22 protein-coding genes and 1 tRNA gene are annotated in these 18,753 nt (G+C 61.1%); 14 read left to right on the top strand and 9 right to left on the bottom strand.

The window, feature by feature from the left end; all coding sequences use genetic code 11:
* Window positions 1-161: 161 nt before the first annotated feature.
* The 10 genes from NKH41_RS17190 (at window position 162) to NKH41_RS17145 (ending at window position 7,933) form a co-directional block, all read left to right on the top strand.
* Entirely contained in the window at window positions 162-518 is a 357-nt protein-coding gene (locus NKH41_RS17190; RefSeq protein ID WP_352451366.1) for an SPW repeat protein, read from the top strand.
* Between the two features lie 131 nt (window positions 519-649).
* The gene (locus NKH41_RS17185) at window positions 650-1,099 is read left to right on the top strand and encodes a DUF2231 domain-containing protein (RefSeq protein ID WP_352470450.1); all 450 of its coding nucleotides are present in this window, start codon (window positions 650-652) and stop codon (window positions 1,097-1,099) included.
* A complete protein-coding gene (locus tag NKH41_RS17180; protein WP_352933149.1) occupies window positions 1,099-2,445 on the top strand; it encodes a PQQ-dependent sugar dehydrogenase in 1,347 nt (448 codons plus the stop codon). The genes NKH41_RS17185 and NKH41_RS17180 overlap by 1 nt, the downstream gene beginning before the upstream one ends.
* Window positions 2,446-2,538: 93 nt before the next feature.
* Window positions 2,539-2,727, top strand: coding sequence for a hypothetical protein (locus NKH41_RS17175; RefSeq protein ID WP_352567649.1), 189 nt, complete (start codon window positions 2,539-2,541; stop codon window positions 2,725-2,727).
* A gap of 59 nt (window positions 2,728-2,786) precedes the next feature.
* The gene (coxB, locus tag NKH41_RS17170) at window positions 2,787-3,602 is read left to right on the top strand and encodes a cytochrome c oxidase subunit II (RefSeq protein ID WP_352500857.1); all 816 of its coding nucleotides are present in this window, start codon (window positions 2,787-2,789) and stop codon (window positions 3,600-3,602) included.
* A gap of 91 nt (window positions 3,603-3,693) precedes the next feature.
* On the top strand, window positions 3,694-5,463 hold the full coding sequence (ctaD, locus tag NKH41_RS17165) for a cytochrome c oxidase subunit I (RefSeq protein ID WP_352771420.1): 1,770 nt from the start codon (window positions 3,694-3,696) through the stop codon (window positions 5,461-5,463).
* Window positions 5,460-6,164 carry a cytochrome c oxidase subunit 3 gene (locus NKH41_RS17160; protein WP_023678902.1) on the top strand — a complete coding sequence of 235 codons (705 nt, stop codon included), beginning with the start codon at window positions 5,460-5,462 and terminating at the stop codon, window positions 6,162-6,164. The genes ctaD and NKH41_RS17160 overlap by 4 nt, the downstream gene beginning before the upstream one ends.
* A 13-nt stretch (window positions 6,165-6,177) precedes the next feature.
* Window positions 6,178-6,900, top strand: a complete 723-nt coding sequence (locus NKH41_RS17155) for a heme-copper oxidase subunit III family protein (protein WP_352771422.1) — start codon at window positions 6,178-6,180, stop codon at window positions 6,898-6,900.
* Between the two features lie 10 nt (window positions 6,901-6,910).
* Window positions 6,911-7,315, top strand: coding sequence for a cytochrome C oxidase subunit IV family protein (locus tag NKH41_RS17150; protein WP_352470444.1), 405 nt, complete (start codon window positions 6,911-6,913; stop codon window positions 7,313-7,315).
* Window positions 7,316-7,459: 144 nt separating this feature from the next.
* Window positions 7,460-7,933 carry an aminoacyl-tRNA deacylase gene (locus tag NKH41_RS17145; RefSeq protein ID WP_352470443.1) on the top strand — a complete coding sequence of 158 codons (474 nt, stop codon included), beginning with the start codon at window positions 7,460-7,462 and terminating at the stop codon, window positions 7,931-7,933.
* Window positions 7,934-7,998: 65 nt separating this feature from the next.
* Here NKH41_RS17145 and NKH41_RS17140 read toward each other — a convergent pair whose 3' ends face one another.
* The 5 genes from NKH41_RS17140 to tig form a co-directional block, all read right to left on the bottom strand.
* The gene (locus NKH41_RS17140; protein ID WP_023678906.1) at window positions 7,999-8,811 is read right to left on the bottom strand and encodes a DUF2189 domain-containing protein; all 813 of its coding nucleotides are present in this window, start codon (window positions 8,809-8,811) and stop codon (window positions 7,999-8,001) included.
* 315 nt (window positions 8,812-9,126) lie between these two features.
* Window positions 9,127-10,059 (bottom strand): heme o synthase, encoded by a 933-nt coding sequence (locus NKH41_RS17135; protein WP_352500859.1) that lies wholly within the window; start codon window positions 10,057-10,059, stop codon window positions 9,127-9,129.
* A gap of 147 nt (window positions 10,060-10,206) precedes the next feature.
* Window positions 10,207-10,560: a c-type cytochrome gene (locus NKH41_RS17130; RefSeq protein WP_502893720.1), complete on the bottom strand. Its 354-nt coding sequence runs from the start codon at window positions 10,558-10,560 to the stop codon at window positions 10,207-10,209.
* Window positions 10,561-10,772: 212 nt separating this feature from the next.
* The gene (locus NKH41_RS17125) at window positions 10,773-11,294 is read right to left on the bottom strand and encodes a hypothetical protein (RefSeq protein WP_352470439.1); all 522 of its coding nucleotides are present in this window, start codon (window positions 11,292-11,294) and stop codon (window positions 10,773-10,775) included.
* A gap of 160 nt (window positions 11,295-11,454) precedes the next feature.
* Complete coding sequence (tig, locus tag NKH41_RS17120) at window positions 11,455-12,930, bottom strand: trigger factor (protein ID WP_352771498.1); 1,476 nt, start codon at window positions 12,928-12,930, stop codon at window positions 11,455-11,457.
* A gap of 343 nt (window positions 12,931-13,273) precedes the next feature.
* Between tig and NKH41_RS17115 the strand changes: the two genes are divergently transcribed.
* Window positions 13,274-13,358, top strand: a tRNA-Leu gene (locus NKH41_RS17115).
* Between the two features lie 90 nt (window positions 13,359-13,448).
* On the opposite strand, the gene NKH41_RS17110 is transcribed toward NKH41_RS17115, so the two are convergent.
* Window positions 13,449-14,033, bottom strand: coding sequence for a GDYXXLXY domain-containing protein (locus NKH41_RS17110; RefSeq protein ID WP_352771424.1), 585 nt, complete (start codon window positions 14,031-14,033; stop codon window positions 13,449-13,451).
* On the bottom strand, window positions 14,030-15,148 hold the full coding sequence (locus NKH41_RS17105) for a DUF2157 domain-containing protein (protein ID WP_352685534.1): 1,119 nt from the start codon (window positions 15,146-15,148) through the stop codon (window positions 14,030-14,032). Before NKH41_RS17105 ends, NKH41_RS17110 begins: the two co-directional genes overlap by 4 nt.
* A 222-nt stretch (window positions 15,149-15,370) precedes the next feature.
* Between NKH41_RS17105 and NKH41_RS17100 the strand changes: the two genes are divergently transcribed.
* The 3 genes from NKH41_RS17100 to trmFO all read left to right on the top strand — a co-directional run bounded on the left by NKH41_RS17100 (window position 15,371) and on the right by trmFO (window position 17,473).
* The gene (locus NKH41_RS17100; protein ID WP_091596947.1) at window positions 15,371-15,511 is read left to right on the top strand and encodes a DUF1127 domain-containing protein; all 141 of its coding nucleotides are present in this window, start codon (window positions 15,371-15,373) and stop codon (window positions 15,509-15,511) included.
* 48 nt (window positions 15,512-15,559) lie between these two features.
* Complete coding sequence (locus tag NKH41_RS17095; RefSeq protein ID WP_023678914.1) at window positions 15,560-15,700, top strand: DUF1127 domain-containing protein; 141 nt, start codon at window positions 15,560-15,562, stop codon at window positions 15,698-15,700.
* Window positions 15,701-16,063: 363 nt separating this feature from the next.
* Complete coding sequence (gene trmFO, locus NKH41_RS17090; RefSeq protein WP_352771426.1) at window positions 16,064-17,473, top strand: methylenetetrahydrofolate--tRNA-(uracil(54)-C(5))-methyltransferase (FADH(2)-oxidizing) TrmFO; 1,410 nt, start codon at window positions 16,064-16,066, stop codon at window positions 17,471-17,473.
* 26 nt (window positions 17,474-17,499) lie between these two features.
* On the opposite strand, the gene NKH41_RS17085 is transcribed toward trmFO, so the two are convergent.
* Together NKH41_RS17085 and NKH41_RS17080 are read right to left on the bottom strand one after the other, a co-directional pair.
* On the bottom strand, window positions 17,500-18,327 hold the full coding sequence (locus NKH41_RS17085; RefSeq protein ID WP_502895719.1) for a phytoene/squalene synthase family protein: 828 nt from the start codon (window positions 18,325-18,327) through the stop codon (window positions 17,500-17,502).
* A 25-nt stretch (window positions 18,328-18,352) separates the two neighbouring features.
* Complete coding sequence (locus NKH41_RS17080; protein ID WP_352500864.1) at window positions 18,353-18,742, bottom strand: Mth938-like domain-containing protein; 390 nt, start codon at window positions 18,740-18,742, stop codon at window positions 18,353-18,355.
* Window positions 18,743-18,753: the final 11 nt, after the last annotated feature.

Genomic DNA, 18,753 nt, shown 5'->3' with positions numbered 1-18,753 from the left:
AGTTAGATAGCCGGATTTGGCTGGAGTACCGCCAGATGCGGAATTCCAGCCGGGCAGGGCACTACCGTGACACGGAGTGAGCGGCTTCGGGCGCATCTCGCCGAACTCAGGCACCACCTTGCCGAACTCGGGAGCCATAAACGCTCCCTATGGAGGATGCCATGAACCAGTGGACAAACGCCAGGCTCTGTGACGTAGCCAACCTGATCCTTGGGGCAATTCTGTTCTTCTCCCCCTGGATCTTCACCTTTGCGGCAGGCCCGCAGACGCAGAACGCCCTCGGCAGCGGAATCTTGATTGTCGTGCTTTCGGTTGCCGCCCTCGCAGCATTTGCCGTGTGGGAAGAGTGGGTGAACCTGGTCGTCGGACTGTGGGTTCTCGCATCGCCCTGGGTGCTTGGATTCCAGGCGACCACGGCGATGACCGTGCATGTCGTGATCGGCATTCTGGTCGCCGTGCTGGCGGCGATCGAGCTCTGGATGATGTATCAGAACCCGCCGACCCAGTCCGCCGCCTAACAGGCGCAGCCAGCCAGCGCCCTTTTTTGGGCCTGACGGATCTATCGGTCGTCTGCCGGTCTCTCGGCAACAGCCGCCGGAGGCCGGGTAGGCGGCGTTTGTTTGGACGAGAATAGGAAGGATGGCGCATTATGGTCGGTGACAATCCGCGTTCGACGGCCAGGATTGCGGGACATCCTATTCATCCGATGCTCGTGCCATTTCCGATCGCCTGCTTCGTCGGCACCCTGCTGACGGATCTAGCCTATTGGCGAACAGCGGAGATGATGTGGGCTGACTTCTCCGCTTGGCTGGTTACCGTCGGCGTGATCATGGGCTGCCTGGCAGCGATCGCGGGGCTGATCGATTTCCTGGCCAATCCGCTGATAAGGGCACAGCCCCCCGCCTGGCCGCACGTGCTCGGCAATCTTCTGGCGCTGGCGTTATCCATCATCAACATGCTCGTGCACACCCGCGATGCATGGACCTCCATCGTTCCTACAGGCTTGATCCTCTCGGCGGTTGTCGTGCTCGTCCTCATCTTCACTGGTTGGCTGGGCTGGTCCATGGTGTACCGGCATCACGTCGGAGTGGCGGATTGATGCGCATAGCAAGCTCCATCGGTCAGACCAGGCGCATCGCGGTGTCCGTCCTCGTTTGCACTGCGGCGATCACTCTTGCAGCGTGCAGCGGCAACGACCCGGACCCCAGCAGTCAGATAGGGCCGAATCCAAAACTGCCGGACCCGATCCAATATTTCTTCCCGCCCATGCATCTCGCTTCCGTGGTCGGATGGAATAGCGACGAGAAGCCGACAGTCGCGCAGGGGCTGCAGATCCAGGCTTTTGCCCACGGCTTGCAGCATCCGCGGTCGCTTTATGTGCTGCCCAATGGCGACGTGCTGGTGGTCGAGTCCAAGGCGCCGGGTGGCGAACCGATCAAACGGCCCAAGGATTTGGTGATGGGCTGGATCGAATCCTGGGTCACCTCGGGCGGCGACAGCGGCCCAAGCAACCGCATTACGCTGCTGCGCGACGCCGATGGCGATGGCAAGCCGGAGCTGACCAGCGTATTCCTCGACCACCTGAACTCCCCCTTTGGCGTGGCGCTGGTGGGAAGCGATCTCTACGTCGCCAATACCGACTCCATCGTCCGCTATCCCTACAACACCGGTGACACAAAGATCACCGCGCCCGGGACGCCGCTAACCGCCCTGCCCGGCGGCCCGATCGACCACCATTGGACGAAGAGCCTGGTGGCAAGCCCCGACGGCTCGCTGCTCTATGTCGGCATCGGCTCGAACAGCAACGTCGCCGAAAACGGCATCGAGGCGGAGAAGAACCGCGCCGCCATCTGGCAGGTAGACAGGGCCACCGGCCGGTCGCGCATTTTCGCCAGCGGTTTGCGCAATCCAAACGGCCTGAGCTGGGAGCCGCAGACCGGGGCGCTCTGGGCAGTGATCAATGAACGCGACGAGCTCGGCCCCAATCTCGTGCCGGATTATCTGACCTCGGTAAAGGATGGCGGCTTCTACGGATGGCCATACAGCTATTACGGCCAGCATCTCGATCCCCGCGTCATGCCCCAACGTCCGGACCTGGTCGCAAAAGCGATCGTTCCGGATTATGCACTGAGTTCCCACGTCGCCCCTCTGGGGCTGGCCTTCTATGCGGCAACCAGCCTTCCCGAGGCATATCGCGGCGGCGCCTTCGTTGGCGAGCATGGCAGCTGGAACCGCATGCGCTTCAATGGCTACAAGGTAGTTTTCGTACCATTCAGCGGCGGCCGTCCGAGCGGCGTCGCTACCGACGTGGTGACTGACTTCCTGGACAAGGACAACAAGGCGCGCGGCCGGCCTGTCGGCCTGGCTGTCGACAAAACCGGGGCCCTGCTCATCGCCGACGACGTCGGCAACACAGTTTGGCGGGTGACATCTGCCGGCCAATAAAGTGGCTCCACTCCCTTCGTCGAGCTGTCGGTCGAGCAGGTGGAGGGATCCCCGACGATCGCCGTTCCGGTGGTTCTGCTAGGCGCATTCGGCGTGCCCGCCATTGCCGGCTACTCCACGCTGACGATGTTTGCCGCGTGGCCGCATCGGGCGGGTGAGCTGGAAATAGATGAGGGCCTGCCGCTGATCACCGCCGAACCGAAGGACCGCCAGCGCCGCGAAATGGTATTTTTGCCCTTCCCACAGCCGGCTCTAGAATTTTCATCGCAAATCAAGTTATGATGCACTTGGTATTTCCCGGGACGGCTTGCGCCGCTTGGAATACCGGGAGGAACCGGGACATGGCCGTTGCGCTTGTACTCGTTCTGATAGTCGTGGGCTCGGTGTTGTTCCACTTCCTGAGCCCATGGTGGTGGACGCCGATTGCCTCGAACTGGGACTATATCGACAACACCATCATCATAACTTTCTGGATCACCGGTGTCGTCTTCGCCGCCGTGGTTCTTTTCATGGCCTATTGCGTCTTCCGCTTCCGTCATCGGGAAGGCAATCAGGCGGCATACGAACCTGAGAACAGGCGGCTCGAATCCTGGCTGACGGTCGTCACCGCGGTTGGTGTCACCGCTTTGCTCGTTCCAGGCCTGTTCGTCTGGAGCCGGTTCGTTACCGTTCCAAGCGACGCAACCGAGGTCGAAGTCGTCGGCCAGCAGTGGCAATGGAGTTTCCGCCTCCCCGGCAAGGACGGCAAGCTCGGCACATCCGACACTCGCGACGTCAACGCTGAAAATCCACTCGGCGTCATCGCCACCGATGCCAACGGTCAGGACGATGTCGTAGTGGAAGCGGCCGACCTGCACCTCCCGGTAGGCAAACCGGTCAAGATGCTGCTCCGCTCGATCGATGTGCTGCACGATTTCTACGTGCCGGAATTCCGCGCCAAGATGGACATGATCCCGGGCTCGGTCACCTATTTCTGGTTCACTCCGACCAAGACCGGAACCTTCCAGGTCCTGTGTGCCGAACTCTGCGGCCAGGGACATCCGATGATGCATGGCGTGGTCATGGTCGATACTCAGGAAGACTATCTGGCGTGGCTTGGCCAGCAGCAGACTTTTGCGCAGCTGTCCGCGCCCCAGCAGATGGGCTCGGCAGAGTAGGAAACCGGAACGACGGCGCGCCGTCGGGATTGAAGTTAATGCGGCAAGTCCGAACTGTCGGGCTGGCCGAGAAGGGCACGGAGGTGTTCCTATGGTCGATATCACACCTGCAGATGCGGTACCGCCGGCCGAAATCGCGGAAATGGAACTCTACCATCCGCACAGCTGGTGGACGAAATACGTTTTCTCGCAGGACGCCAAGGTCATCGCCATCCAGTATTCGGCGACGGCGACAGCGATCGGCATGGTCGCGCTGGTGCTATCCTGGCTGATGCGGCTGCAACTCGGCTTCCCCGGCACATTCGACTTCATCACCCCGGAAGCCTACTACCAGTTCATCACCATGCACGGCATGATCATGGTGATCTACCTGCTCACGGCACTCTTCCTGGGCGGCTTCGGCAACTATCTGATCCCGTTGATGGTTGGTGCTCGCGACATGGTCTTTCCCTATGTCAACATGCTGAGCTACTGGATCTATCTGCTCGCCGTGCTGGTCCTGGTGTCGAGCTTCTTTGCGCCCGGCGGACCGACGGGTGCCGGCTGGACGCTCTATCCGCCGCAGGCGATCATGACCGGTACGCCAGGCGGCCAGGACTGGGGCATCATCCTGATGCTTGTCTCGCTGATCCTGTTCATCGTCGGCTTTACCATGGGCGGCTTGAACTATGTCGTGACGGTGCTGCAGGGGCGCACGCGCGGCATGACGCTGATGCGCCTTCCGCTTACTGTCTGGGGTATTTTCACCGCCACCGTCATGGCACTGCTCGCCTTCCCGGCGCTGTTCGTCGCCTGCGTGATGATGCTGCTCGACCGGGCGCTCGGCACCAGCTTCTTCATGCCGGCGATCGTCGAGATGGGCGAACAGTTGCAGCACGGCGGCGGCAGCCCGATCCTGTTCCAGCATCTGTTCTGGTTCTTCGGCCATCCGGAGGTCTACATCGTGGCGCTTCCGGCCTTCGGCATCGTATCCGACCTGATCAGCACCCATGCGCGCAAGAACATCTTCGGCTACCGCATGATGGTCTGGGCCATCGTCGGCATCGGCGCGCTGAGCTTCGTGGTCTGGGCGCACCACATGTATGTCAGTGGCATGCATCCCTATTTCGGCTTTTTCTTCGCCACAACGACATTGATCATCGCCGTCCCAACAGCCATCAAGGTCTACAATTGGGTGCTGACGCTGTGGCGCGGCGACATCCACCTCACCATACCGATGCTTTTTGCCTTGGCCTTCATCGTCACCTTCGTCAATGGCGGGTTGACTGGGCTATTTCTTGGCAATGTCGTCGTCGACGTTCCGCTGTCGGACACGATGTTCGTCGTCGCCCATTTCCATATGGTCATGGGGGTTGCCCCGATCATCGTAATCTTCGGCGCGATCTATCACTGGTATCCGAAGGTCACCGGCCGGATGCTGAACGAGACACTGGGCCGGTTCCATTTCTGGGTCACCTTCCTCGGCGCCTATCTGATCTTCTTTCCCATGCACTATCTCGGCTTGATGGGCGTGCCGCGGCGGTACAACGAATTGACCGACATGACGATCATGACGGAATCGGCCCACCACCTGAACTCGTTTATCAGCATCATGGCTTTTATAGTCGGTTTTGCTCAGATTGTGTTTCTGTTCAATCTCATCTGGAGCATCCGCCATGGCCGTGAGGCTGGCGGCAATCCGTGGCGGGCAACGACGCTCGAGTGGCAGACGCCCGAAACACCGCCCGCCCACGGCAATTTCGGCAAGGATCTGCCGATCGTCTATCGCTGGGCCTATGACTACAGCGTACCGGGAGCCAAGGAGGACTTCATACCGCAAAACGTTCCGGGCTCCTTCGCGCCCTCCAGGGAGCCGGCATGAGCGTAATCCTGGTCTTCCTGCTCGTGATCGCCGGTATTGCCGGGTGGTGGCTTTCCCATCAGCGGCTAATGACGAAACCGTGGCTCGAGCAAGGTATGATCGGGGATTTTGTTGCTCTGGACCGATCGGCGCTGCCGACCGCAAAGATCGGTCTCGGCGTCTTCCTTGCCGTCGTCGGCTGCCTGTTCGCGCTGTTCACCAGTGCTTACTTCATGCGCATGGCGCTGTCGGATTGGCGGCCGCTGCCCATCCCGCCCCTGCTCTGGCTTAACACCGGCGTACTGGTCTTGAGCAGCATCGCGATACAGTGCGCTTCGCTCGCGGCGCGCAAGGGTCAAGTGGACATGGTCAGGCTCGGCCTCGCCACCGCTGGACTCACGGCGCTCGTCTTCCTGATTGGACAGCTTGTGGCATGGCGGGAACTGAGTGCGGATGGCTATTTTCTGGCATCCAATCCGGCCAACAGCTTCTTCTACCTGCTAACGGGAATGCATGGCCTGCATATACTGGGAGGACTGGTCGGGCTGGGCAGAACGAGCGTCGGCGCCTGGAACGGAGCGCAGCCGCAGCGGCTTCGCCTCAGTGTCGAGCTGTGCGCCATGTACTGGCATTTCCTGCTTTTCGTCTGGCTCGCCATCTTTGCGCTTCTGGCCGGCTGGGCTTCGACTTTAATCGACATTTGCCGAGGGTTGCTGACCTAGGAGGAACGGGCGGATGGCAGAGACGACACTGGCCCACATCGGCCGAACAGAGCCGCGGCCCGCAGGCTGGCAAGGCATCGCCGCCGACTGGTCCTCGGATCAGCGGGCGTTCAAAAACGTGTCCTGGGGCAAGGCCATGATGTGGATCTTCCTGCTCAGCGACACGTTCATCTTCGGCTGCTTCCTGCTCTCCTACATGACCGCGCGTATCTCAACACGTGTGCCGTGGCCCAATCCGAGCGAGGTCTTCGCCCTGCGCATCGGTGGCTCCGACATTCCACTGATCCTTATCGCCATCATGACCTTCGTGCTGATCTCGAGCAGCGGAACGATGGCCATGGCGGTCAATTTCGGCTACCGCCGCGACCGCCGCAAGACGGCAGTGCTGATGCTCTTGACCGCAGCACTCGGCGCGACCTTCGTCGGCATGCAGGCCTTCGAATGGACCAAGCTGATCACCGAGGGCGTGCGGCCTTGGGGCAATCCCTGGGGCGCTGCCCAGTTCGGCGCATCCTTTTTCATGATCACCGGCTTCCACGGCACGCACGTGACGGTCGGGGTGATCTTCCTGATCATCGTGGCGCGAAAGGTCTGGCGCGGGGATTACGATGTCGGACGGCCCGGCTTCTTCACTAGCCGAAGGGGCCGCTACGAGAACGTCGAAATCATGGGGCTTTACTGGCATTTCGTCGACCTGGTCTGGGTGTTCATTTTCGCATTTTTCTATCTTTGGTGAGAGGCAGGACATGGCTGAAGCAACCGCAAACGGCCTGGGACAACACGCACTGGACAGCGCCCGTACCCATGATGCGACGACGACCGGCGTTACCCCGGCGGAGGTTCATCAGGAGCACCCGATCAAGCTCTATCTGGTGGTCTGGGCGTGGTTGTTCATCCTCAGCACCTGCTCCTATCTGGTCGACTATTTCGGTCTCCACGGCTATCTCAGATGGTCGCTGATCCTGATCTTCATGATCCTCAAGGCAGGACTGATCGTCGCCATCTTCATGCACATGGCCTGGGAACGGCTGGCACTGGCATATGCAATTATTCTGCCGCCGGTGCTGGTTCTGGTGTTCGTGACGATGATGGTCTTCGAAGCGGACTACACGCTTCTCACCCGAATGGCGTTTTTCGGGGCCGGGCCCTGACATGCAATCCGGATCCGGGCCGTCCGGTCCTGGAGCCTTCGCCTTGAAACAATCCACGGCTGGTCCATTTCTGTTGGTATCGGAAACGACAGGCGATGCCGGCGTTTCCACATGCGTCGCGAACACCAGCAAGGGGCGCCCAAGATGACCATCGCAACCAGACTGAAGGACTTCATCGATAGGAAAGGAATTTCCTACGACACCGTCGAGCATCACCGCACGGCGACAAGCAGACAATCCGCCATTGCGGCACATGTGCCTGGCAGCATAATGGCCAAATCGGTGGTCGTTCACCACGATCGTGGCTACGCGCTCGCCGTGGTTCCAAGCACGCACAGGATAGAACTCGCGACATTGCAGGATGTCATGGAGAAGCCTCTTGGACTTGCCTCCGAAGACGAGGTGGTCTCGTTGTTCGGCGATTGCGATGTCGGCGCTGTGCCACCGATCGGCGCTGCCTATGATGTGCCAGTGGTCCTCGATGAAAGCCTCGGCGACGCTCCCGAAATCTATTTCGAGGGCGGTGATCATAGGACGCTGGTGCATGTGAGCGGCAGGGATTTTCGCGACCTGACAAAGGACGCGCGCCAGGCCCGTTTCAGCCACCCGGCCTATTGAAAGCTCTGCCCCACCTGCCCGCACCGGCACTTTCACCGGTGCGCGCAGGGCTGGTTTTTTTCAGCTCACGGTCTGGTGGCCGGCGGCGATTCCACAACTTTCCGATAGACATGCCAGGTCGCATGACCAAGGATCGGCAGCACGACTGCCAACCCGGCGAACACTGGCAGCGAGCCGACGATCAGGGCGACGGCGACGATAAGGCCCCACACGGCCATCACGATCGGGTTGGCCAGGACAACGCGCACCGAGGTGTGGATGGCTTCGTAGGCGCCGACATCGCGGTCGAGCAACAACGGGAATGCGACGACCGTGGTGCACAACACAACCGCGGCGAACACGAAGCCGATGGCGTGACCCAGGATGATGAGCGTCCAGCCGCGTCCCGTGGCGAATATTTCACTGATGAAGCTGGACAGCGATTGCGGCGGCGCCGGGCCGAACAGGGTCTGGTAGAATATCTGGGCCGTCAAAAGCCAGGCGATAAAGATCGCAAGCAGCATGACGCCGACCGCTGCAATAGCCGGCAGTGCAGGAGAACTCCTGACCTCAAAGGCGTGCCTCCACGAGGCGTCGAGCCCGGCTTCCCGTCGCCGGCTGATCTCATAGAGGCCGATCGCCGCGAACGGACCAATCAGTGCAAAGCCGGACACAAGCGGAAACAGCAATGGCAGCGTGTTGTTACCTGACGTCCAGACAGCAAGCACGACACCCGCAATCGGATAGATCAGGCAGAGAAAAACGATGTGCGACGGCTTGACCATGAAATCATCGACGCCACGCCTGAGCGCATCAAAAAGATCGGAGACACCGATTTTTCGAATTCTGGTGTGTTCCAGCGTCTCGCTGGCGCCTGCTATTACGTGAAAGCTTGCCATGACCATTCCTCCAGACCAGGTCCGGTAAGGTCGCGTTTTACGGTGCTGCCGTTCCGCATGATTGGCCCACGCAAACCGCGACCTGCACCATGATCAATATACTCTCATGCGGGGGACTTGTCGCGCTTTGTAGGAAGGCCCGGGAGTAAGAGGTCCCGGGTAGCCTGACTAGCTACGGACGCCGTTCTTCGATATGCTCTTCTAGTCGAAGGTGAAGGCCATGGACGGAAGGACAGTTCTCATACTCGGCCTTGGCGTCGTTATTCTGCTGTTGCTAGGATTTTGTGCTCTGCCAATGTGATGTTTTGAGCCGGGTCAATAGTCGGCTGAAGCGATCACTCGCATTACAATGGTGTCGGCAAGCAACGCTGCAAATATTGCGAAAAGATAGACAATCGAATACGCAAACAGCGCCTTTGCCGGCTTCATCTCCTTGTCGGCGACGAGAACCTTCCAGGCCTGCCAAATGAAACCTGCACCCAACGCGGCTGAAGCAGTGCCGTAATATCCGCTCGCGAAGCCGAGGCCCCAAGGGAGCACGCCGATTGGCGCCAAGAGCAGCGAATAGGCGAAGATTTGTTTTCTGGTCGAGTGCTGGCCGGCCACATTCGGCATCATCGGGACCCCAGCCGCGGCATAGTCACCGACCTTGAAAAGGGCCAGCGCCCAGAAATGAGGCGGCGTCCAGAGGAAAATGATCAGAAACAGGATGAGACTTTCAATGCCGATTGCGCCGGTTGCAGCAACCCACCCGATCACCGGAGGAAGGGCGCCTGCCGCGCCGCCTATGACGATATTCTGTGGCGTCGAGCGCTTCAGCCACATCGTGTAGATAACGACATAGAAAAAGATGGTGAACGCCAACAACGATGCGGCGAGCCACCCCACCAGCACGCCGAGCGTCATGACCGACAGTGCGGAAAGCACCAGACCAAAGCTGAGAGCTTCGCCAGGCGTGACGCGACCGGACGGAATTGGTCGCTTGGACGTGCGAGACATCAAGGCGTCTATGTCTGCATCGTACCACATATTGAGCGCGCCGGCGGCTCCCGCTCCAACCGCGATTGCGCCGATGGCAATTAAGGCGATAACTGGATTCATCACGCCGGGCGCCATCATCAGGCCGACGAAGGCAGTAAACACGGCGAGCGCCATGACGCGTGGTTTCAAAAGCGCAAAGAAATCACCCGCCGTCGCCTCCGAGAGGCGGATGCCGGTATCCTTGAGACGGCTTTCTTCAGTCGACATTCAGACGACCACCGATGGGAATGGCAGCCTAGCCGGCCAATGTCTTTTTTGCAACGAGTCGCCCTCCCCACCGACACTGCCGGCAGATTGCGGCCGAGGCTATGCCTCGACCTGTTTGCTATACCAAGATCCGGCGGAAGAGCCGGGCTATTTGGAGAATTGCTTCAGATAAGCAATGACATTGGCGACGTCCTCGTCCTTCTTGAGGCCGGGGAATGCCATCTTGGTTCCTTTGACCATCGCCTTGGGATCGTGAAGGTAGGTCGTTAGCGTGGCCTCATCCCATTTGACGCCGGACTTGCCGGCCTCGGTCATGGCCTTGGAATAGCTGAACCCTGGATGCGTGCCGGCCGTTCGGCCGATGACGCCGTTCAAGGACGGGCCGACCTTGTTCTGATCCTTGTCCGCGATATGGCAGACCTTGCATTTGGCGAAGACCTTCTCACCCGCCGCGGCATCCTGTGCCCGCGAGGGGCCGGCAATGACGGTGGCGACGGACATGATGACAAAAAACACAAAGGCACGCATGGCATTTCCTCCCTGATCGCCAATTTGCCCTGGCTGACCTGCACAGGCCGACATTTAGTCCGCTGGCATGCGCTCTTGAATGGCAGAACGGATATCCACTGCCTGGGGTTGCGGCACCTACATACCACGGAACCCGGCCGGCAGATAGAGTTCGGCCGTGCCAAGGTTTAATGCGGACAATCTGCTCAAGGCAATTTGGTGTTGCAGCTGGCGGCGATCCGGCCGATCGCCTCTTCAACTCCGGTGAGGTCAAACTCGGCTTTGCCGCGCCCCGACAGCAGCCCGAACCGCCAGGACAGCAGCAGCCGGTCCGCGGCAATCAGTCGCCTGATGCCGTCGGCACCGTCGCGGACCAGCATCCTGCTGCGCGGGCCGACCGACCAGCTTTCGTTGAGCTTGCCGGATTGGCCGACAGTCACCGACATGGCGATGGTTCGGCTGGCGGAAACGGTGTCGCTCAGCTGCAGCCATTCGCTCCAACGCGGTTCGCCGGCGGTCCGGCACGCGATCGTCAAAACCGGGCTGTAGCTCAATGCGCCGCCGCCGGTGATGAGCTTGTTGGTCGCGTAAAGCGAGGCGGTGACAAGGCCATCGCTGCTCTTGTCGAACCGCCAGTTGTCGAGAACCGTATCAGCCTGGGCAATGCCGCAGACCGACGCAAGCAGGAACGCCGCCGCCACGCTTCCGATACCGAAGAACTGTCTCAACGATGCCTCCAACAACCGCTGCGGTCAGCAACCCAGCGCAGATAATCATCAAAGCTTCATATCGCTACCTCGACCGCCAGATGCGCGAAATCCGTTGCGTCTGTGCCACAACGAAAAAGGCCGCCTCGAGAAGGCGGCCTTTCGGAATTCAGCAGAGACGTTATTCAGCGTCCTTGGCGGTCTTCTTCTTCGGCGCGGCCTTTTTCTTCGGCTCTTCAGCGTCGTCGTCGGCCTTCTTGGTGTCCGCTTTTTTCGCAGCCGCCTTCTTCGCCGGCTTGGCCTTGGTTGTATCCGTATCCTCCTCGTCGGCCAGCAGCTCTTCCTTGCTGACCTTGACGTCGGTGACCGAAATCTGGCCGAGCAGATGGTCGACCACCTTCTCTTCGAACATCGGCGCGCGCAACGTGTTCAGCGCTTCGGGATTGTTGCGATAGAATTCGAAGGCCTCCTGCTGCTGGTTGGCCGGATAGCGACGCACCTGCTCGAAGAGGCCGCGCTGCAATTCCTCGTCCGTCACCGTGACGCCGGCCTTCTCGCCGATTTCGGCGAGAACCAGGCCGAGACGCACGCGGCGCTCGGCAAGCCGCATGTATTCTGCACGCGCTTCTTCTTCCGTCGTCTCTTCGTCGGCAAAGGTCCGCCCGGCAGCTTCGAGATCGCGATTGACCTGGTTCCAGATGTTGTTGAACTCGGCCTCGACTAGCTTGGACGGCGCCTCGAACGAGTAGGCAGCGTCGAGCTGGTCGAGCAACTGCCGCTTGACTTTCTGGCGCGTTATCGAGCCGAACTGGTTCTCGATCTGACCGCGCACCACCTCGCGCAGGCGCTCCAGCGATTCAAGGCCGAGATTTTTGGCCATCTCGTCGTTGATCTCAAGCGCGCCGGGCTTCGACACTTCCTTGACCGTCACGTCAAAAGTGGCTTCCTTGCCGGCCAGATGCGCCCCCTGGTAGTTTTCCGGGAAGGTAACCGTGACCTGCTTCTCGTCGCCGGCCTTGCTGCCGACCAGCTGGTCCTCGAAGCCGGGGATGAATTCCTTCGAGCCGAGCACCAGCGGCTGATCCGTGCCTGCGCCGCCGCCGAAGGCTTCGCCGTCGATCTTGCCGACATAATCGATGGTCACGCGATCGCCTTCGGCGGCCTTGCCGGTTTTCGGCTCGTAAGTGCGGGCGGATTCAGCGACACGCTTGACCTGCTCGTCGATCTCTTCATCCGGCACGTCGAACACCTGGCGCGTCACCTTGATGTCGGAGAAATCCTTGATCTCGATCGGCGGAATGACCTCATAGTTCAGACGGAACTCGAAATCGGCACCGCCTGCCAGGATCTTCTCGGCTTCCTTCTCGTCCTCGGTCATGATCACTTCGGGCTGCATGGCGGCCTTTTCGCCGCGCCCGGTGATGATCGAACGGGTCGAATCATTGAGGATCTCGTTGACCACTTCGGCCATGAACGACTTGCCGTAGACCTTGCGCAGATGCTGCACCGGCACCTTGCCGGGGCGGAAGCCGTTGATGCGGACCTTGTTCCTGGCATCGGAGAGCCGCGCCATCAGCTTGGCTTCCATGTCACCGGCCGGCACGGTGATCTTGATCTCGCGCTTGAGACCGGAGTTGAGCGTTTCGGTGACCTGCATCATAAAACCTTTGTTTCCACCAATGAGGCCGTCAAACGGCCCCTGCCGTTTACAGCCTGCCGGTATGATCTTGCCGGGAATGGCTTTTGGTGCGGGACTTGGCGATCTGTCCGCTCAACGCGGCACAAATCCTCCAGAAATACGCTCCAAAATGTGAATAAGTCTTTGTTTTTCCTACTTCTTATCACATTCTGCAGAAGCGGATCGTCGCGTCCCGTCACATTCGACACGCCTTTTGTCACAGGCGACGCTGATTTTCAACCATCTTTGCATTCCGGCCAATGATGCCGATGTGGGCTCTGACATTGACAGAATGATGGCTACATGGGATTGGCCGGGCAATGCGGATGTGGCGGAATTGGTAGACGCCCTGGATTTAGGTTCCAGTGCCGAAAGGCGTGGGGGTTCGAGTCCCTTCATCCGCACCACCCTTCGCCCTTCGAGCTTGGGGTGGCAGGCCACTCGAAGCTCCTCCGAAGCCTTGGCGCAGGAGATCATTGCCAAGGCCGTGGCGCGATCTAGTAAAGCGGCTCCTCGAACAGTGTCTTGTCGCCGTCCACCAGCGCCTTGATCTGCGCCGTGCCGTTGGCCGCGATCGCCACCCGGATGCCGAACGGCCGCACCCGCATATCGTTCTGGATCGCCATCCCCTCGCCTTCCGGCAGATAGAAGCGCTCGATGCCGTAATCCGGCGCGATCGTCGTTGCTCCCTGGCCGATATTCCAGCCCTCGGAGACGTGTCCGACGATATCGGCTTCATCGGATGCTGCCGGCGCCGGCGCTTGCCCGAACCAGGCCGCGGTCGGCCCCCAATAGCCATCGGCGCCCTGCTTCAGCCTGACCACGATCGACGTTTCCTCGCTGGAAAGCTTGCCGGCCGGAATGTTGCCGATCAGTTTCACCGGTATGCGTGAAATGTCGTAGCCGAGCAGAATGTAGTCACCGCGCAAGAGATCGCGCGGATCGATCGGCTCGACCTTGAGCAGGATCTGCTTGCCATCGCGCAGGATCGCCGCGCGTCCGGCGATGATCCAGCTCAGAAAGCTGATCTGGACGAGCGCCAGGACCAGCGCCGAGATGATCAGTCTTTTGCCGGTCATCATGCCGCCGCTCCTGTCATGTTCGAGGCGTTCATGCGCCTTTCTATGCGGATGATAATGAAAGCAAGAACGGCGAGCAGCACCGCCGCCGCAAGGAAGAAGCCTGCCGTGTCGAGCATTGATTGCAGCATCACCACATAGATGATGGCGAGTTCGAAGGCGAAGCCCGCATAGGCAACCCAGCGCAGTCCCCGGCTCTCGCGGCCGCCCAGCACGATCGCCGCGATGATGCCGGCCAGCGCAACAGCCGAGGCAATGGCAAAGCCGCTATTGTAGCTGCTTTCATCCGCCAGTTCGAATTGGATCATCGCCAGGCCGGTGAGAAAGCCGATCAGCGCGTGCAAGGGCAACCTGCCGCCGAGTTGCAAAACCCTCTCGACCGGCCCGGCAGCAAAGATCGCAGCGGTAAAAAGCAGCACCGACGCGGCAACGAGCGGGATGGCGACTTGCAGCGTGTCGTATTCCATGGCCAACAGCACGAGGTAGAAAAGGACCGACAGGATGATCAGGTGGCGCGCCGCCTGGCTGCGCGTCCAGAACGAAACGGCGAACAGTATTAGCGCCATGACCACGAAGAGATGCGGAAATTCCGTGCGCCGGAAGTAGTCGAACCCTCTCAGGAACAGCCAGGCATCGGCGATGCCGACGGCAGCGACGGTCAGTGGGTTTGAGCGCAGCGCCACCGCCGCCAGCGCCGTGCCGGCGCCCCAGGTGATCAAGGCCGAGGCCTCGTCGCCCGACAAATGATACATCTGGCCGATCAGCGCGATCGAACCGCCGAATGCCGCCGCCGCGACGATCCACAGTGCTTCGCCGATCGCCGCATGGTCGCGCATCTTCAACACCGCGCCGCCGACATAGCCGGCAAGGATAACGGCAAAAAGTGCCGCGACCCGCACCAGCCGCGGGATGACTTCCCAGTTGGCGGCGATGAAGATCAGGATAGCCGCGCCGAACAGCAGCGCCGCCATCATCGCCAGGATCGAGCCGAAACTCAGCGATTTGCGTTCGTTTGCCTCGACGTCGCGCGTTAGAGCCTCGGCTGTCGGCGCGTCGATCAGGCCGGCCTGCTGCCATCGCGCGATATCCGACCTGACCCGTGACGAATAGCTCGCCATGCCCCTCCCCCTTTCCTTGGTTCTTTTAGCTCGTCCGGCCAAGCGTTTGACCTAACGGCATTTTCCGATCTGGGCGGAAAACTGGACGCGCGCTAATGCTGCATTGCACAATTTGCATTGCTGCCATGCACCAATAGCGCTTTTAAATCGATATGACCCCACCTATTTTCACGGTGCACACAAAGACGGAATGATCCGAAAGAAAGACGAAACGAGACTACCATGAACCTGATCCGCAACTATCGCAACTGGCGCCGCTATAGGGACACCGTGTCCGAGCTGAGCCGCCTGAGCACCCGTGAACTGACCGATCTCGGCATCAGCCGCAGCGACATTCACTACGTCGCCCGCAAGGCGGTCTAATCCTTCGGGCCGCAAATGGCCCGAACCAGTTTTGAAAAGAGAACGACAATGAACCTGATCCGCAACTATCGTAACTGGCGCGTCTACCGCGAGACGGTTACCGAGCTGGGTCGCCTGTCGAACCGCCAGCTCAACGATCTCGGCATCGTCCGCGACGAGATCAAGATGGTCGCTCGCAGGGCGATCTAACAACAAGAATTTCGCCAGGGTCGACCTCCTCCCCGACCCTGACGGATACGGTCAGCCTTCACCTCCTCCCGAGGGTTGACCACAAAAACGGCGCCCGCCGGACCTCCTCCCCCGGCGGGCGCTGTTTCTAAAAAGGGTTTCGCGCCCTTTCAAATGGCGAAAGGAATTTCGTCAAAGCCGACCTCCTCCCCGGCGATGACGAATACGGTCGATCTTCACCTCCTCCCAAGGATCGACCAACAAAACGACACCCGCCGGACCTCCTCCCCCGGCGGGTGTTGTTGTTTTGGGGCGGCTTCCCCCGTCAGCCATTCTCCCGAGTGGCAATTGCAATCCCCGCGCCAAGCGACTATTTCGGCGCTCATGGACAAGAACCCCATTCACGTTATCGGCGGCGGTCTCGCCGGCTCCGAAGCCGCCTGGCAGGCGGCCGAAGCCGGCGTTCCAGTTGTCCTGCATGAAATGCGTCCCGTCCGCGGTACCGACGCGCACAAGACCGACGGGCTGGCCGAACTCGTCTGTTCCAACTCCTTCCGCTCCGACGATGCGCAAACCAATGCCGTCGGCCTGCTGCACGCCGAAATGCGGCTGGCCGGTTCGCTGATCATGAGCGCCGGCGACGCGCATCAGGTGCCGGCCGGCGGAGCGCTGGCCGTCGACCGCGACGGATTTTCCGAAGCGGTCACCAGAAAGCTCGAAGCGCACCCGCTCATCACCATTCGGCGCGAGGAAGTGCCCGGCCTGCCGTCGGCGGAGTGGGACCAGGCTATCGTTGCCACCGGCCCGCTGACGGCGCCTTCGCTCGCCCAATCGATCGCCGAAGTGACCGGCGCCGACGCGCTCGCCTTCTTCGATGCCATCGCGCCGATCGTCCATTTCGACACGATCGACATGGATATCTGCTGGTTCCAGTCGCGCTACGACAAGGTCGGTCCCGGCGGCACCGGCAAGGATTACATCAACTGCCCGATGGACAAGGAGCAGTACCTTGCCTTCGTGCAGGCGCTGGTCGACGGCCAGAAGACCGAATTCAAGCAATGGGAAGGCACGCCCTATTTCGACGGCTGCCTGCCGATTGAGGTGATGGCCGAGCGCGGCGTCGAGACATTGCGCTACGGGCCGATGAAGCCGATGGGACTGACCAATGCGCATAATCCGTCTGTAAAGGCGTATGCCGTCGTCCAGCTCCGGCAGGACAACGCGCTGGGTACGCTCTACAACATGGTCGGCTTCCAGACCAAGCTGAAGCACGCCGAGCAGGTGCGCATATTCCGCACCGTCCCCGGGCTGGAACACGCCGAATTTGCCCGCCTAGGCGGCCTGCACCGCAACACCTACATCAATTCGCCGACGCTGCTCGACGCGTCGCTGCAGTTGAAGTCGCGGCCCGGCCTGCGCTTTGCCGGCCAGATCACTGGCTGCGAGGGCTACGTCGAGAGCGCCGCCATCGGCCTGCTCGCCGGGCGCTTTGCAGCCGCCGAAAGGCTTGGCCATGCGCCGTCGCTGCCGCCCTTGACCACCGCCTTCGGCGCCTTGCTCAACCACATCACCGGCGGCCATATCGTTTCAGACGATGAGCCGGGAAAGCGCTCCTTCCAGCCGATGAACGTCAATTTCGGCCTGTTCCCGCCGGTGGACGCGCCGAAGATCGAAGGCAAGCGGCTGCGTGGCAAGGACAAGACGGTCGCCAAGCGGCACGCGGTAACGTCGCGCGCGCTCGCCGCCTGCCGCGAATGGCTGGGGCTGCCTTCCCAGGCGGAAGCTGCGGAATAACGGTCGGGTTGGCTACGCGGCAGCCTTCATGCGACCGGCCAGCCCCGCGTCGCGCGCCGGAACAAGAGCCAATGCCGGCGCAGGACAGAGAGCCGCGCCACCTCCTTGACAGGCGAGCGGCGGGCGCGCTCCATTTTGTCGAGATAGGCGCCCGAAAGAGCCAGCGGCAGAAACGCCGGGCGCAGCGAAACCGGTAGAGCGGACGCCCCCTGCTCGAAGGCGGAAAGATGTTCCCGTGCCAGCGCGATTATTGCGGCAGCGGCGCGTTCCGCGCCCGGCCCGCCGTCACCTGTAACGAATTCTTGCGGCGAGGATCCCGCCGCCGCCAAAATATCGGCCGGCACAAAGCACTGTCCCCGCTCGCGATGTAGCGGCAGCAGAAGCAGCAGACCGGTCATCGCCTGCGCACAACCTGCCCTGCCGGCAAGCTCGGCAAAGCGCGGTGCTTCGACCGGATCGAGCACCATCGCCGCAAGCTGGATAAGTGCTGCGGCAGTCTCGCCGCAATAGCCTTCGAGGTCGCTGCGCGACGGCATCGGGTCGTCATAGAGATCGAAGATGCGCGCTTCGAGCATGTTCTCGAAAGCGGCCTTGGGCAGATGGTGGGCGGAAATAGTCGCCTTCAGCGCGTCCGCCACGGGATGGCCGACCTCAGCCCCATCCTCTTCGGCTGCGATGACGTCGCGCCACCATTGCAGCCGCACCTCGCCCGGCAGCGCCTCGTGGATGCGGTCGCGTATGCCGGCAATTTCGGCGTTGAAGGCATAGAGCGAAAACAGCGCGTCCCGCTTGTCTTCGGGCGCGTAGAGCGCGGTCAGGTAGCGGTCATGATCAGCGGCGCGCACCGTCTCCATGACGAGTTTGGTGTTTTCGGCCACGTCAGTCGACGGCGATGAGTGCTGCGGCCACCGCGCGGTCTTCAGCCAGCAGCACATTGTAGGTCCGCACAGCCGCCCCGGTCGACATCGGATCGGCGGAAATGCCGGCATCCTTCAGCGCGGCACGCAGCGCGGCCGGCAACGGCCTCAGATCCTTGCCGCTGCCGACCAGCAGGATCTCGACCTTGTCTGCCTCGTTGAACAGCTTGGCGAAATCCGCTGCCGTCAGCGCCAGCGGATCGGCCGGCTCCCAGCCATAGATGCCCGAAGGCAGGCACAGCAGCGAGCCGCGATGCGACATGTCGGCAAAGCGGAAACCGCCATTGCCGTAAGCCTCGATCGGTGCGCGGCCGGGGAAATGCGCCTCGCGGATGACGATACCCTTGGCCACTTTTGAGGCAA

The sequence above is a fragment of the Mesorhizobium sp. M1169 genome, assembly GCF_040318345.1.
GTDB lineage: Bacteria > Pseudomonadota > Alphaproteobacteria > Rhizobiales > Rhizobiaceae > Mesorhizobium.
The sequence above is the reverse complement of the archived record's forward strand: the minus strand, read 5'-3'. Positions and strand labels throughout refer to the sequence as shown.